This is a genomic window from Streptomyces sp. Tu 3180, from assembly GCF_009852415.1.
Classification (GTDB): Bacteria; Actinomycetota; Actinomycetes; order Streptomycetales; family Streptomycetaceae; genus Streptomyces.
Genome location: NZ_WOXS01000002.1, coordinates 2,525,443 through 2,540,777, shown reverse-complemented (window position 1 = coordinate 2,540,777; position 15,335 = coordinate 2,525,443). Strand labels below are relative to the sequence as shown.

Here is a 15,335-nt window from a genome sequence, read left to right as displayed (position 1 = left end):
CGGACGTTCCGCGGCGGAGCGCTCCAGCCGGCCCCTCCGGCCGGCTGGAGCACTCCGCGGCCGGGCACCCGCCCGGCGCCCCGGTCAGCCCTGCTCCCGCTCCACCGGGAGCCACAGCTCGGCATCGGCCTCGGTCCCGTCCGGCGACAGGCGGGTGCGCAGGATCTCGGGGCCGGGACGGCTGCGGTACGGATTGGACGGGAACCACTGCGTGAACACGTCGCGCCACAGCTCCTGGACGGCCCGCGGCGCCGGCCCGGAGCAGGTGAAGACCGCCCAGGTCCCGGCCGGGACGGGCAGGGCGGTGGTGCCCCCGGGGGCGGCCGCCGACGTGATCACTGCGTGGTAGTAGTCGAGCTCGGTGCCTTCGGCGCGGCTCGGGTCCAGGTCGTCGCAGACCGAGACGACGCCCTGCGGCTCCTGGTCCGGCAGCTCCTCCAGGCGCTCCAGGACCCGCGGATCGATGCCGCGGACGAAGTCGACGATCGCCTGGTTGGGCCCCGCGTGCACCAGCGGCACCCGGGCCCTGAGCCCGACGACGTTGAAACCCGGCCGGTCCACTACGCGGTACCGCATGCTGTCCGTCCCTTCGACGGTGAGGCGGAAGGACAACCGGGGCTGGGAGACGAGCGCGGCGCCGCTGCGCCGTGCCTCGCCCGGCCCCACCCCGTGCAGGGCACGGAACGCCCGGGCGAACGCCTCGCCCGAGCCGTAGCCGTAGCGCACCGCGATCTCCAGCAGGGGCCCGCGCCCCGCGAGCACCTCGGCGCCCGCGACGGTGAGCCGGCGGCGCCGTACGTACTCCGACAGCGGCATGCCCGCGAGCGCGGAGAACATCCGGCGCAGGTGGTACTCCGAGGTGATCGTGACGCGCGCCAGCTCGGCCACGTCGACCTGCTGGTCGAGGTGGCGTTCGATGTGCTCCACGGCCTGGTTGAGGCGTTCCAGCACTTCCGGCCTCCTTCCTTTTCGCGATGACCACGCTAGGCGGGGGGCGCCCCGCCGGACCCGACATCCCGTGCCCGGTCGAGTCGGGTGCGCCCGGCGGACGGGGAGACGGGGGGACGGGGGAGACCGGCCGGCCGAAGCGCCCGGCCGCCTCCTCGCGGACGGTGCCGGTGCGCAAGTCCTTACCGTTACTTTCACAACCCTTGCTGTAAAGCTTTCAACGGCGGTACGGTCACGCCGGCGCCCCGGTGACGTGGCCGGAACAGGTCGTGCCGTGGCGCGGGGTCGGACCCAATGAGCCGTAAGCGCAAGGAGTTCACGCCTTGATACCCAGATGGCCCGCGCCCCCGGGGCGCCGCACCGCGCGGGGCGGACGCGTCGCCGCCGTCACCGTGGCCGCGCTCGCCGCCACGCTCGTGCAGCCGCTCGCCGCCGGCGCCGCCACTCCGCCGCCGCCCCCCTCGGACGCGAAGCTCGCCGCGTCCCCCGCGCGGCACGACCTGACCCGGGAGCAGTTCTACTTCGTCCTGCCGGACCGTTTCGCCAACGGCGACGCGAAGAACGACCGCGGCGGACTGACCGGTTCGCGCCTGACCACCGGTTACGACCCCACCGACAAGGGCTTCTACCAGGGCGGCGACCTCAAGGGCCTGACCAAGCGGCTCGACTACATCAAGGGGCTCGGCACCACCGCCATCTGGATGGCGCCCATCTTCAAGAACCAGCCCGTGCAGGGCACCGGCAAGGACGCCTCGGCCGGCTACCACGGGTACTGGATCACCGACTTCACCCAGGTCGACCCGCACTTCGGCACCAACGAGGACCTCGAGACCCTCATCGACAAGGCCCACGCCAAGGGCATGAAGGTCTTCTTCGACGTCATCACCAACCACACCGCCGACGTCGTCGACTACGAGGAGAAGTCCTACGGCTACCTCTCCAAGGGCGCCTTCCCGTACCTGACGAAGAACGGCGAGCCCTTCGACGACGCCGACTACGCCGACGGCTCCCGCACGTTCCCGCGCGTCGACGCCGGTTCCTTCCCGCGCACCCCGGTCGTGCCCGACGCGAAGAAGCGCGTCAAGGTCCCGTCCTGGCTCAACGACCCGACGATGTACCACAACCGGGGCGACTCCACCTTCGCCGGGGAGTCCGCCGAGCACGGCGACTTCTCCGGCCTCGACGACCTGTGGACCGAGCGTCCCGAGGTCGTCGACGGCATGGAGAAGATCTACCAGCGCTGGGTGAAGGACTTCGACATCGACGGCTTCCGGATCGACACCGTGAAGCACGTCAACATGGAGTTCTGGACCCAGTGGGCCACCGCCCTGGACGCCTACGCGGCGAAGAGGGGCCGGGACGACTTCTTCATGTTCGGCGAGGTCTACTCCGCCGACACGAACGTCACCGCCCCCTACGTCACCCAGGGGCGCCTCGACGCCACGCTCGACTTCCCCTTCCAGGAGGCGGCACGGCAGTACGCCTCCCAGGGCGGCAGCGCGAAGAGGCTGGCCGCGGTCTTCGGCGACGACCACAAGTACACGACCGACAGGGCCAACGCCTACGAGCAGGTCACCTTCCTCGGCAACCACGACATGGGCCGCTTCGGGACGTTCCTGAAGCAGGACAACCCGAAGGCGTCCGACGCCGAACTGCTGAAGAAGGACATGCTCGCCAACGAGCTGATGTTCCTCAGCCGCGGCAACCCGGTCGTCTACTACGGCGACGAGCAGGGCTTCACCGGCGCCGGCGGCGACAAGGACGCCCGCCAGACCCTGTTCGCCTCCCGCACCGCCGACTACCTCGACGACGACCTGATCGGCACCGACCGCACCCACGCCGACGACGCCTACGACACGCGCTCGCCGCTCTACCGGCAGATCAGCGCGCTCGCCGAGCTCCGCAAGGCCCACCCGGCCCTCACCGACGGCATCCAGCGGGAGCGGTACGCGGCCGACGGCGCGGGCGTCTACGCCTTCTCCCGCACCGGCACCGGCAAGGACACCACCGAGTACGTGGTCGCCTTCAACAACGCCGCCGAGAAGAGGACCGCGACCTTCGCGACCGACTCCGCCGGCATGGCCTTCCGCGGCATCCACGGCACCGACGCCACCGTCACCAGCGACGCCGACAGGAAGATCACCGTCACCGTCCCGGCCGGCTCGGCGATCGTCCTCAAGGCGTCCGGCCCGCTCGCCGAGCCGGCCGCCGGGCCCACGGTCACCCTCAAGGCCCCGGACGCCGGAGCGACCGGCACCGTCGAGCTCACCGCCGACGTCGACGGCGGACAGCTCAACCGGGTCGTCTTCGCCGCCCAGACCGGCACCGGGAAGTGGCGGACGCTCGGCTCCGCCGACCACGCCCCCTACAAGGTCACCCACACCATCGGCGAGGACGTCCCCGCCGGCACCGCCCTGCGCTACAAGGCCGTCGTCATCGACTCGGCCGGCCGCACCGCGAGCGCCCTGGCCGCCTCCACCACCGGCACCCCGCCCGTCGAGGAGCCGCCCACCGCCGCCTCCCGCGACTACGCGGTCGTCCACTACAAGCGCGCCGACGGCGACTACGACGACTGGGGCCTGTACGCCTGGGGCGACCTGGCGGACGGCGAGGCCACCGAGTGGCCGAACAGCCACCCCTTCACGGGCCGCGACGCCTACGGCGCCTTCGCCTACGTCAAGCTCAAGCCGGGCGCGTCCGACGTCGGCTTCCTCGTCATCGACAAGGAGGGCAACAAGGACGTCGCCACCGACCGCACGATCGACGTCACCCGCAACGGCGAGATCTGGATCGAGCAGGGCAAGGAGACCGTCACCACCGAGCGGCCCGAGTACCCGGCGCAGGACAGGACCAAGGCGGTGCTGCACTACCACCGCGCCGACGGGAACTACGACGGCTGGGGCCTGCACACCTGGACCGGCGCCGCGAACCCCACCGACTGGTCGAAGCCCCTGGAGCCGGTGAAGACTGATGCCTATGGCGCTGTCTTCGAGGTGCCGCTCGCCGAGGGTGCCACCAGCCTCAGCTACATCATCCACAAGGGCGACGAGAAGGACCTCCCGTCCGACCAGTCGCTGGACCTCAGGGCCAACGGCCACGAGGTGTGGCTGTTGAACGGCCAGGAGAGGTACCTGCTGCCGCAGCCGGCCGGGTCGGCGGCGGCCCTCGACCTGACCACCTCCAAGGCGGTCTGGATCGACCGGGACACCGTCGTCTGGGACGGCTCGGAGGCCGCCGCCTCCACCCAGCTCCTCGCCTCCCGCACCGGCTCGGTCAAGGTGCAGGACGGGACCCTCACCGGCGAGGACGCGCGCTGGCTGCGCCTGGCGAAGACGTCCCTCACCGACGCCCAGAAGGCCGCCTTCCCGCACCTGAAGGACGGCACCGCCTGGTCCGTCGACCCGCGCGACCGGGACCGGGTGCGCGAGGCCCTGCGCGGCCAGGTCGTCGCCTCCCAGCGGGCGGCCAACGGCGCCGTGCTGGCCGCGACCGGCGTGCAGATCGCCGGCGTCCTGGACGACCTCTACGCCGACCGCGCCACGGAGGCGGAGCTCGGCCCGACGTTCCGCCACGGCCGCCCCACCCTCTCCGTGTGGGCGCCGACCGCGCAGCAGGTCTCCCTGGAGATCGGCGACCGCACCGTCCGGATGAAGCGCGACGACGCCACCGGCGTCTGGTCCGTCACCGGCCCGGCCTCCTGGAAGGGCGAGCCGTACCGGTACGCGGTGAAGGTCTGGGCGCCCACCGCCCGGGAGATCGTCACCAACAGGGTCACCGACCCCTACTCGGTGGCCCTCACGACCGACTCCGAGCGCAGCCTGGTCGTCGACCTCGGCGACCGGAGCCTCGCCCCCGAGGGCTGGTCGGGCCTGGACAAGCCGAAGGCCGTGCCGCTGAAGGACGCCCAGATCCAGGAGCTGCACGTCCGCGACTTCTCCGTGGCGGACCGCACGGCGCGGAACCCCGGCACCTACCTCGCCTTCACCGACGAGGACAGCGACGGCTCGAAGCACCTGCGTGAGCTGGCCGAGGCCGGCACCTCGTACGTGCACCTGCTGCCCGCGTTCGACATCGCCACCGTCCCCGAGAAGAAGTCCGACCAGGCGACCGTCGACTGCGACCTCGCCTCCTACCCGGCCGACTCCGGCAGGCAGCAGGAGTGCGTGGCGAAGGCGGCCGCCGAGGACGCCTACAACTGGGGCTACGACCCGTACCACTACACGGTCCCCGAGGGCTCCTACGCCACCGACCCGGACGGCACCGCCCGCACCGTCGAGTTCCGGAGGATGGTGAAGGCGCTCAACGAGGACGGCCTGCGCGTCGTGATGGACGTGGTCTACAACCACACCGCCGCGAGCGGCCAGGCGAAGACCTCCGTCCTGGACCGGATCGTGCCCGGCTACTACCAGCGGCTGCTGGCCGACGGCTCGGTCGCCAACAGCACCTGCTGCGCCAACACGGCCACCGAGAACGCCATGATGGGCAAGCTGGTCGTCGACTCGGTGGTCACCTGGGCCAAGGAGTACAAGGTCGACGGCTTCCGCTTCGACCTCATGGGCCACCACCCGAAGGCCAACATGCTCGCCGTGCGCGAGGCCCTCGACGCGCTCACCCTCGAGAAGGACGGCGTCGACGGCAAGTCGATCATCCTGTACGGCGAGGGCTGGAACTTCGGCGAGATCGCCGACGACGCCCGCTTCGTCCAGGCCACGCAGAAGAACATGGCCGGCACCGGCATCGCCACCTTCTCCGACCGGGCCCGGGACGCCGTGCGCGGCGGCGGCCCCTTCGACGAGGACCCCGGCGTCCAGGGCTTCGCCTCCGGCCTGTACACCGACCCCAACTCCTCCAGGAGCAACGGCACCGAGGCCGAGCAGAGGGCCCGCCTGCTGCACTACCAGGACCTGATCAAGGTGGGCCTGAGCGGCAACCTCGCCGACTACACCTTCACCGACACCAGCGGCAAGGAGGTCAAGGGCTCCCAGGTCGACTACAACGGCGCCCCCGCCGGATACGCCGACGCCCCCGGCGACGCCCTCGCCTACGCCGACGCGCACGACAACGAGACGCTGTTCGACGCGCTCGCCTTCAAGCTGCCGAAGGACACGTCCGCGGACGACCGGGCGCGCATGCAGGTCCTCGCCATGGCGACGGCCACCCTCTCGCAGGGCCCGGCGCTCTCCCAGGCGGGCACCGACCTGCTGCGCTCCAAGTCCCTGGACCGCAACTCCTACGACAGCGGCGACTGGTTCAACGCCATCCACTGGAACTGCGCGGACGGCAACGGCTTCGGCCGCGGCCTGCCGCCGGCCGCCGACAACGAGGCCAAGTGGCCGTACGCGAAGCCGCTGCTCGGCTCGGTGCGGGTCGGCTGCCCGCAGATCCGGGGCACCTCGGCCGCGTACCGGGACCTGCTGGAGATCCGTACCACGGAGAAGGCGTTCTCCCTGGACACGGCCGCGCAGGTGCAGTCCCGCCTGTCCTTCCCGCTGTCCGGCGAGGACGAGACGCCCGGCGTGATCACCATGACCCTCGGTGACCTCGTCGTGGTCTTCAACGCCACGCCCGAGGAGCAGGAACAGCGCGTCGCCGCGCTCGCCGGGACGGGCCACCGCCTGCACCCGGTGCAGGCGGCGGGCGGGGACGCGGTGGTGAAGACCTCGTCCTACGCGCGGGACACCGGCACGTTCACCGTTCCGGCGCGCACGGTCGCCGTGTTCACCAGGGCCGGCTGACCCCGTCAGGGGCTGCGGATAGTGTGAGCCCTCCGACCCGGAACAGGAGGGCTCATGCCGCAGATCACCGTCGACTACTCCGAGCGACTGGCGGACGGCTTCGACCGGCCCGCCTTCGCGCGGGACCTGCACACCGCCGTCGTGGAGATCGCGGACGCCAAGCCGCCCGCGTGCAAGACGCGGTTCCGGCGGACCGAGGACGTCGTGGTCGGCCCCGACACCGACGGGCACGCCCTCGTCCACGTCCACGTCGCCCTGCTGGCCGGACGCACGGACGAGACCAAGGCCCGGCTCACCGAGGCCGTGCTGGAGCTGCTGCGGCAGTACGTGAAGCCGGCCGGGGGCCTGGTGCTGCACGCCTCCGCCGAGGTGCGCGACCTCGACCCGTCGTACCGGAAGTTCGAGGAGTAGGGCCTTCTAGGAGGCCAGGGCGATCAGCCGGGCGGCGAGGTCGGTGAACGGCCCGTCGCCCGGCTCGTCCTTGAGCAGGCCGCGCAGCAGCGCGGCCAGCTCCTCGTCACGGGCGGCGGCGACGGCGGCGAGCGCGGCGAAGTCGTGCACCAGCTGGACCTCCAGTTCGGTGCGCGGGATGCGCCGCCCGTCCAGCCAGATCAGCGCCGTCGACTCGACGAGCGAGATCCAGGAACGGACGACCAGCTCCAGCCGCGCGGGCGCCTGGCCCACCACGCCCAGGTGCGACAGCATCTGGTCGTACGCGGCCTGCCGTACGGAGTCGATCAGCGCGTTGGTGGTCGAGGAGCCGACCGCCGGACCGCCGCGCATCAGGGCGGAGAAACCGGGACCGTGGTCGTCGACGAAGTCGAAGAACCGGCCCATCACCCGCAGCAGCCGCGCGCCCAGCGGGCCCTCGCGCGGCTCGTCGAACCGGGACGCCAGATCCTCCGCGGCGCGCTTCAACGCGGCCTCGTACAGGCTGAGTTTGCCGGGGAAGTAGTGGTAGACCAGCGGGCGGGAGATGCCCGCCGCCGAGGCTATCTCGTCGATGGAGACGTCGTCGGGCGAACGACGGCTGAACAGTTCGAGGGCGACGCCGATCAACTGCTGCCGCCGCTCGTCGACTCCCATTCTGCGACGTACCCCGGTAGTCATGCGAACACCTTACCGATCGTATTCGGCCTCGAACGGTCCAGACCGGTCGGCCGTGTTCGTCCGCCTACCGCAGCCCGCCGATCGTCCGCCCGTCCTCCAGTGTGCCCTTGAGGTCGGCCCGGGCGCCCTGCTCGGCGCGGACGGTCAGCAGATGCCCCCGGGCCGACCCCTCGACCCCGCCCGTCGCCCTGACGGACGCCGTGTCGCGGCTGCCGGCGGCCAGCAGATACCAGGCGCCCGCCCCGGACTTCCACAGCACCCCGGCGAGCACCCGCGGCTCGCGCGCCCCGCACGCCGGCACGTCCTCGGCCTTCGCCGTCACCACCCCGGACCGCCCGCCCGGCGTGTGGAACTGCGCCAGCACCCGGGCCCCGCCGCCCCGCCAGGTCTCGGCGCGCGTGCACACCCACACCGCGGACCCCCCTCCCCCCTTCCGGCGGGAGGACCCCCACCCCGACGCGCTCGCGCCGGGCAGCGGCTGTTCGGCGAACGCCCAGGCGTTCACACTCCGTACGCCCGCGGAGCGCATCGCGCCCAGCGAGCAGGCGAACGGCGCCCAGGTGCGCAGCGCCCCGGCGCCGGCGGACGTGCCCCGCGCGCCGGGCCGCCCCGCGGTCAGCAGGGCCGGGACCAGCTCGCCGAGGTCGGTCACCAGCCGGGTGCCGGTGCCGTCGGTCAGCCGCAGCACGTTCCACGAGGTGCACGGCCCCGGTCGCAGGGCCGGGCTGGGCAGGGGCGGGGTGACGCCGCCGGTGAGGGTGAGGTCCGTCGCGGCGGAGTCCGGCGCGCGCAGGTCCCGCTCGCCCGCCGCCCGCACCCAGGGCGCCGTCAGATAGCGGACGTTGCCGTCGGCCCGGCCCAGCACCACCGCGCTCGCCCCGGCCCGGCCGGCCCCGTCGACCCGGGCGAAGTCGAGGGCCGCGCCGTGCGTGCCGTCCGCGGGCTCGGCGTACCGGGCGATGCGCAGACCGTCGTGGAGGATCACCACGCGCGCGGTGTCGACCGTCCCGGCGTACAGCAGCTGGGGCGGTCCGGCGGGCCCGCCGGAGGGGGTGCCGGGAGTCGCCGACACCCGGACGCCCCCGCCCGGCCGGGCCCAGACGGCGAGGGCGCGGCGCAGCAGGGCCGTGTCGTCGGTGAGGCCGCCGCGTGCGGGCCACACCGAGAAGTCGACGCGCGCGGAGGTCCTCCAGGCGGTGGGGGAGACCCGGGTCAGCTTCGCCGGGTCCAGCGCCGCCTGCGCGGCCGGGTTCCGCGCGTACGGGGGTGCGGCGGCGCCGCCGGGGTCCCGGCCGTCACCCGCCGGCCCGAGCAGCGCCCCGCAGACGGCGAGCGCGGCCCCGGCCACCAGCGTGGCGTGCAGATGACGGCGCCGGCGCAGCAGGTCGGTCGGCCGGGCCTGGAGCGAGCAGGGGTCGAACTCGGGGGAGTCCAGCAGCCGGTGCTCGGCGCGGACGCGGTCGGCCTCGGCCAGCGCGGCGTCCGCGTCGGTGACGCCCGCGGCCGTGAGCACCTCGCGCACGTCCCCGTCCGGGAGCCGCTCCAGACCGCGCAGCACACAGGCGGCGCGGGCCGGGCCGGAGAGCGCGGACAGCCGCTGGTCCAGGGCGAGTTCGTCGGCGCCGCCGGAGCGCGGGAACAGCTTCAGACCCCACACCTGGGGCAGCAGCGGCGGCAGCTGCGCCCGTCTGGGCCACGCCCTGCGCCGCAGCGGCAGGCCGGCCTCCAGGGCCGTCCGCACCACCTGGAGGCGGACCAGCGCGTACCCGGGATCGCCGTCGCGGCCGACGGGCCGGGAGGGGACCGCCGGGACCGGCGTGCGGGCGCGGGGCAGGGCGCGCTGGGTGAGGGAGTGCGCGGTCAGCACCCGCCTGCGGCGGCCCGTCCCGGAGGGCAGCACCAGGTAGGCGATCCGGACGAGTCGCGGATAGTGCTCGGCGAGTGCGGCCTCGGCCTGCTCGACGTCCACGACCGGTCCGGCCGGGGAGGAGGGAGCGGGGCGGCGGACGACATCCTGTGGCTGCACGCTCGGCTGAACGAGCGAACCGGCGGATGGTCACTTGGCGGTGGACCATCACTCCCCGGCGGGCACGGCCCCGGACGGCCGCCCGGGGCGGGCCGGGCGGCGGCCGCACCGGGGATTGAGCGCTGCGGGCGTCGCGGCCGTATGGAAGGCGACGGGGCCCCGCGCCGGGGCTCCGTGCGGCATGCCGCCGTCGAGGACCGGAGGAACAGATGAGGGTGACCCGACCGATGCTCGCGCTGACCGGCGCGCTGGCGGCCCTGGCGCTGGCGGGCTGCGGATCCGGCGGTGACGGGAAGGACGAGGTCCCGGCCACCGCGACCGGCAGCCTGGAGCACCTGGCCGCCGAGGTGAAGTGCGAGCCGGACATGCAGACGGACGCCGACGAGATCCGGCAGGCCGTCTGCGGCGACGGCGACGGCAGGTTCGTCCTCGCCACCTTCGCCACCGACCGCGGCCAGCGCGAGTGGCTGAACGGGGCGAAGGACTACGGCGGCTACTACCTGGTCGGCCGCAAGTGGGTCGCCGTCGGCGAGGAGGAGACGGTCACGGCGCTGCGCACCACGCTCGGCGGCACCATGGAGGAGGGGTCCGAGCACATGAACCCCGGGGGCAGCCACAACAAGGGCGGCCACCACGGCTGACCTCGCGGCCCCCGGCACGGGAGAAGCCGGCGGTGGGGGATCCCACCGCCGGCTTCCCGCCGTCCGGGACTACTGGCAGTCCTGGCCGCTGTTGATGCAGTCGACCATCTCGTCCATCAGGTTCTCGTCGAAGAAGTTGATGAAGTCGTTGTGGTCGGTGATCGGCTTGTGCAGCTGCTCCGGGAAGGAGTCCACCGCGAACGGGTTCACGAGCTGCCCGTTGTCGATCTGCGGGGCCGGGATGTCGTAGACCAGGCGGACCTGGAGCTGGGGGATGGCCTGGAAGCCGTTCGAGCAGGTGCCGTCCGCCTCGACGAAGTCGACGTGCGTGCGGTGGTTGGCGCTGTCGATGTTCTGGCCGTCCCAGCAGCTCTGGAAGTTGGACGTCCGCACCACGCTGCTGCCCTCGGGGCAGATCGGGTACTTGTCCGTCACCTGGCGGTCCTCGAAGCCGGTGCAGCTCCAGGAGGTGTTGGCGTTGTTCAGGCCGTTGGTGAAGGACTTGGCGTCACCGGTGATGATGCGCAGGCCCCTGGGCATCGCGACGACGTCGCTCGTCCGGTTGCCGACGAACTTCAGCTGCGCCTCACTGGGTTCGACGATCCTGCCGACGTTGCCGTCCTGACCGCCGCCGGGCTGGCCCTGGTCGACGTCCTGCGTGCCGTCCTGGATCCGCAGGACCGGCCAGAAGTACGTCGACCTGTCGCCCTGGTTCTGGCAGGTCGTCTCGCCGCCTGCCAGGTCCTCGTCGCTCGCGAAGGCGTTGTTGGCCTGGTTGCCGACGTAGTCGTGCTGGTGCTGGGCGCCGTTGCTGACGCCGGGGGCGACGATCACGTTGTCCGAGTTGCGGTTCTCGTTCTCGTTGGTGCCGCATTCGGTGGTGAAGCTGCCGGTCGAACCGCCGTCGCCGTTCGCGGCCAGACCGTTGGGCAGGTTGCGCGAGCCCGGCTGGACGTCCTCGATGGCGATGAAGTCGTCGGCCACGGGACCGTTGCCGGCCTGACCGCCGTTGCCCTGGTCCTGGCCGTTGTCCTGGCCGCCGTCACCCTGGTTCTGGCCGTCGTCACCCTGGTTCTGGCCGTCGTCGTCCTGGCCCTGGTCCTGGCCGTCGCCGTCGTTGGTGTCCGGCTGCTCGGCCGGGACGCCCTGGCACTGCGCGAACCGGCCGAGGTCCCGCGGCGCCGTGCCGCCGGCGCGGTTGATGTTGATGCCGATGCGGTCCAGGGTGGCCACCCGCTTGGACTTCAGCGGTCCGAGGATGGCGTTGTCGACGTAGCCGGCGTCTCCCGCCTGGGCCTGGCGCGTCTCCGCCAGGCGCGTGTAGGCGTCCGTGATCTGCCGGTCGAGCAGCGCCAGCTCCCTCGCGACGCCCCTGCGCGCGCTCCTCGGCACCTTCGTCAGCTTCTGGCCGACGTCCGGGCAGTTGATCGTCGCGATCTGGGCGGCCCCGGACCTCGTCCGGTTCTCCCCGGAGCGGTCCTCGTGCGCCGAAGCGTAGAAGTTCGCCCAGATCAGCCCGCCCCCACCGAGCGCCAGGGCCGCCGCCCCGGCTACGGCCTTGGTGGCCAGCGGTGTACGGCGTTTTCTTGTGTTGCGTCCCATGGAACTCCTCTTGACCTTCCTTGCGGGGGCATCCCATTGCGGGGCATCGAGCGGCCCGGCAGGAGTGAAGCGGCTCCCTTGAGTACGGGAGCCGCCCCGGGGGTGTTCACCCGTCACGGAAATCGACGAGAAGTCCGTACCGGCGCGGTGATGTCAGCAGCCTCTGGAACACCGGGAGTTGCTGATCGTCCACGCGGGGTGTGCGGCCGGGTCCGGTTTCACCGGCCGTGGTCGAGATACGCGAGAACCGCCAGCACGCGCCGGTTGTCGTCGTCCGACACCTCCAGCCCCAGTTTGGCGAAGATGTTCGCGGTGTGCTTCGCGATGGCCCGTTCCGTCACCACCAGCCGGGAGGCGATCGCCGCGTTGGACCGCCCCTGCGCCATCAGCTCCAGCACCTCCAGCTCCCGGGGCGTCAGCCGCGCCGTCGGCCGGCCGTCGCCCGACTGCCGCGCCAGCAACTGCTGGATCACCTGCGGGTCCATCGCCGTACCGCCCGCCGCCACCCGGCGCACGGCGTCCACGAACTGCTCCGCGTCGAACACCCGGTCCTTCAGCAGGTATCCCACGCCACCGCTGCCGTCGGCCAGCAACTCCCGCGCGTACAGCTGCTCCACGTGCTGGGAGAGCACCAGCACCGGCAGCCCGGGCCGCTTGCGGCGGGCCTCGAGCGCGCACTGCAGCCCCTCGTCGGTGTGCGTCGGCGGCAGGCGTACGTCGACGACGGCGACGTCCGGCTCCAGTTCGGCCAGCGCCCGGGCCAGCTCGGGCCCGGACTCCACGGCCGCCGCGATCTCGAAGCCGTGCGCCTCCAGGAGCCGGACGAGTCCGTCACGCAGCAGGAACAGGTCTTCGGCTAGGACAACGCGCAAGGGATCTCCACGGTGACCATGGTGGGGCCGCCCGCGGGACTGCTGACGGCCAGGACGCCGTCGAATGTACCCAGTCGCCGCTCGACCCCGGACAGCCCCGAGCCGGCGCCGACCACCGCGCCGCCCCTGCCGTTGTCGGTGACCGTCGCCCGCAGATGACCGTCGGCGTGGTGCAGGTCGATCCACACGCGGTCGGCGCCCGAGTGCTTCACCGCGTTGGTGAGCACCTCGCTCACGGCGAAGTACGCGGCCGACTCCACGGGCGCCTCGGCCCGCCCGGGCAGCTCCACGGTCACCTCGGTGGCCACCGGCAGCCGGAGCGCCAGCGCCCGCACCGCGTCGCCCAGCCCGCGCTCGGCCAGCACCGGCGGATGGATGCCGCGCACCAGCTCGCGCAGCTCCGACAGGGCCTCCACGGAGGACCGGCGGGCCTGCGCGATCAGCTCCTTCGCCTTCGCCGGGTCCTTGTCCAGCAGCGCCTCGATGGTCCCCAGGTCCATGCCCACCGCGACCAGCCGCGCCTGCGCCCCGTCGTGCAGGTCCCGCTCGATGCGCCGCAGTTCGGCGGCGGAGGTGTCCACGGCGTCCCGCCGCGTCTCGGTCAGCACCCGCACCCGCTCGGCCAGTTCGGTCTGGTGGGAGCCGAGGACGGCCCCGGTGAGCCGGAAGTGGACGTCCAGCAGCCGGGCGGTGAAGAAGTGCGCGAAGAACAGCAGGACGAGGGCGAGCGCACCGGCGCCGAGCGCGGACGTCTGGTCGTCGACCGGCACGAAGCCGTACCAGTACCCGTCGGGCATCACCCGCCACAGCCCGGCCGCCAGCGCGAACCCCTCCAGCGGGTAGAGCAGCAGCACGGCCGGCAGCAGCGCGGTGACGAAGCCCGCGGTCATGTCGACCGGCAGCCACCTCAGGTCCCGCCAGGTCGCCGGGTCGCGCAGCATGCCGAAGGTGCGCGCCCACGGGTTGGCGTCCTTCGGCAGCGGCCGGTACGCGGGCGGGATCCGCACCCCGCCCCACTCGGCCGCCAGCACCCGCCGCCGGTTCGCGAACGCCCGCACCCCCGTCAGCACGTACGGGGTGGTGACGATGCCGACACCGATCGGGATCAGCGCGATGGACACCAGGGACAGCGTGAAGCACAGCACCGCCCCCGGCAGCGCCACCAGCGCCAGTGCCAGTCCCCGCACCGCGGCGAGCGCGATGCCCCGCCCCCCGGTCCGCCCGTCGCCGCTCTTCGTGTCGATGGTCATGGCACAAGTCTGGCCGGGCGCCGTGCCCGGGTCACTGGGCCGAGCCCCCCGGTCAGGGGGTGGTGCTGCCTACACCCCCGGCACTCCCGGCGCCCTCGGTCCCCCCGGCACTCCCCAGCACCTTCGCCTCCACCTCCGGGTCCAGTCCCTTGTCCGTCCGGTCCGGGCGCCGGGGCGCGGTGCCGCCGATGTCCCGGAGCCAGCGCCAGGTGTCGGCCACGGTCTCGGCGACCGGCCGGCAGCGCAGCCCGGTCGCGACCGCCCGGGAGACGTCCGCGGAGTGCAGCGCGTCGTGCAGGTCGCTGCCCGGCGGCACCCACACCGGCAGCTGCGTCCACGGCTCGATGCCCGCCCCGAGGATCACCTCGGGCTCGGTCCACCGCAGCTCGGCCGCGCCGCCGGTCACCTCGGCGCACGCCCGGAGCAGCTCGCCGGTCGTCGTGTGCCCCTGCGGGGAGATCAGGTTGTACGGCCCGCTCAGCCCCTGCTCGGCCGCGCCGAGGATCCACGCGGCGAGATCGCGGACGTCGACGTACTGGAGCGGCAGGTCACGCGGCCCCGGGGCGAGCACCGGGCCGCCGCGCGCCATCCGGGTCAGCCACCAGGGCAGCCGGCCCACGTTCTCGTACGGCCCGAGGATCAGCCCGGCCCGCACCAGCACCGACCGGTCCGCGCCGAACGCGTCCAGGACGGCCAGCTCGCCGCCGCGCTTGTCCCGGGCGTAATCCGTCCGGTCGGCGTCCGCGGACGCCCCCTCCACCACGGGGGCCCGCTCGGTGTACCCGGCGGGCGGGGCCCAGGCGTACACCGAGCAGCTCGACACGTACACGTACCGCCCGGCGCGGCCCCGCAGCAGCCGCGCCGCGTCCCGCACCGCGCGCGGGGCGGCCGACCAGGTGTCGACGACGACGTCCCACGCGCCGGGGTCCTCCTCGAGCGCCGCCAGGCCGTCGGGCGCGGTGCGGTCGCCCAGCAGCGTCCGCACGCCCGGCGGGGCCTCGTGCCGCCCCCGGTGGAGGACGGTCACCTCCCAGCCCCGGCCGAGGGCCGCCTCGACGACGGCCCGGCCCACGAACTCCGTACCACCCAGCATCAGAAGTCTCATGCCGGTGACTCTGCCCGGTCCGGCGGTGCGGGGGAAGGCGAATCTG

10 protein-coding genes are annotated in these 15,335 nt (G+C 73.1%); 3 read left to right on the top strand and 7 right to left on the bottom strand.

Annotated features, from left to right (window positions below):
• Positions 1 to 84 precede the first annotated feature (84 nt).
• On the bottom strand, positions 85 to 951 hold the full coding sequence (locus GL259_RS12360; RefSeq protein WP_159532066.1) for an AraC family transcriptional regulator: 867 nt from the start codon (positions 949 to 951) through the stop codon (positions 85 to 87).
• Positions 952 to 1,271: 320 nt separating this feature from the next.
• Here GL259_RS12360 and pulA point away from each other — a divergent pair, with 320 nt between their 5' ends.
• Both pulA and GL259_RS12350 read left to right on the top strand, forming a co-directional pair.
• A complete protein-coding gene (gene pulA / locus GL259_RS12355; RefSeq protein ID WP_159532064.1) occupies positions 1,272 to 6,683 on the top strand; it encodes a pullulanase-type alpha-1,6-glucosidase in 5,412 nt (1,803 codons plus the stop codon).
• Positions 6,684 to 6,737: 54 nt separating this feature from the next.
• Positions 6,738 to 7,094: a 5-carboxymethyl-2-hydroxymuconate Delta-isomerase gene (locus GL259_RS12350; RefSeq protein WP_159532062.1), complete on the top strand. Its 357-nt coding sequence runs from the start codon at positions 6,738 to 6,740 to the stop codon at positions 7,092 to 7,094.
• 6 nt (positions 7,095 to 7,100) lie between these two features.
• On the opposite strand, the gene GL259_RS12345 is transcribed toward GL259_RS12350, so the two are convergent.
• Both GL259_RS12345 and GL259_RS12340 read right to left on the bottom strand, forming a co-directional pair.
• Positions 7,101 to 7,793: a TetR/AcrR family transcriptional regulator gene (locus tag GL259_RS12345; RefSeq protein ID WP_159532060.1), complete on the bottom strand. Its 693-nt coding sequence runs from the start codon at positions 7,791 to 7,793 to the stop codon at positions 7,101 to 7,103.
• 64 nt (positions 7,794 to 7,857) lie between these two features.
• Positions 7,858 to 9,819: a hypothetical protein gene (locus GL259_RS12340; RefSeq protein ID WP_159532058.1), complete on the bottom strand. Its 1,962-nt coding sequence runs from the start codon at positions 9,817 to 9,819 to the stop codon at positions 7,858 to 7,860.
• A gap of 209 nt (positions 9,820 to 10,028) precedes the next feature.
• Here GL259_RS12340 and GL259_RS12335 point away from each other — a divergent pair, with 209 nt between their 5' ends.
• Positions 10,029 to 10,460, top strand: a complete 432-nt coding sequence (locus tag GL259_RS12335) for a hypothetical protein (RefSeq protein WP_159532056.1) — start codon at positions 10,029 to 10,031, stop codon at positions 10,458 to 10,460.
• Positions 10,461 to 10,529: 69 nt separating this feature from the next.
• On the opposite strand, the gene GL259_RS12330 is transcribed toward GL259_RS12335, so the two are convergent.
• From GL259_RS12330 to GL259_RS12315, 4 genes are all read right to left on the bottom strand, one after another.
• Positions 10,530 to 12,062, bottom strand: a complete 1,533-nt coding sequence (locus GL259_RS12330; RefSeq protein WP_159532054.1) for a DUF1996 domain-containing protein — start codon at positions 12,060 to 12,062, stop codon at positions 10,530 to 10,532.
• A 218-nt stretch (positions 12,063 to 12,280) separates the two neighbouring features.
• Positions 12,281 to 12,934, bottom strand: a complete 654-nt coding sequence (locus GL259_RS12325) for a response regulator transcription factor (RefSeq protein ID WP_159532052.1) — start codon at positions 12,932 to 12,934, stop codon at positions 12,281 to 12,283.
• On the bottom strand, positions 12,919 to 14,184 hold the full coding sequence (locus GL259_RS12320; RefSeq protein WP_159532050.1) for a sensor domain-containing protein: 1,266 nt from the start codon (positions 14,182 to 14,184) through the stop codon (positions 12,919 to 12,921). The genes GL259_RS12325 and GL259_RS12320 overlap by 16 nt, the downstream gene beginning before the upstream one ends.
• A gap of 52 nt (positions 14,185 to 14,236) precedes the next feature.
• Positions 14,237 to 15,289: an SDR family oxidoreductase gene (locus tag GL259_RS12315; protein WP_159532048.1), complete on the bottom strand. Its 1,053-nt coding sequence runs from the start codon at positions 15,287 to 15,289 to the stop codon at positions 14,237 to 14,239.
• Positions 15,290 to 15,335: the final 46 nt, after the last annotated feature.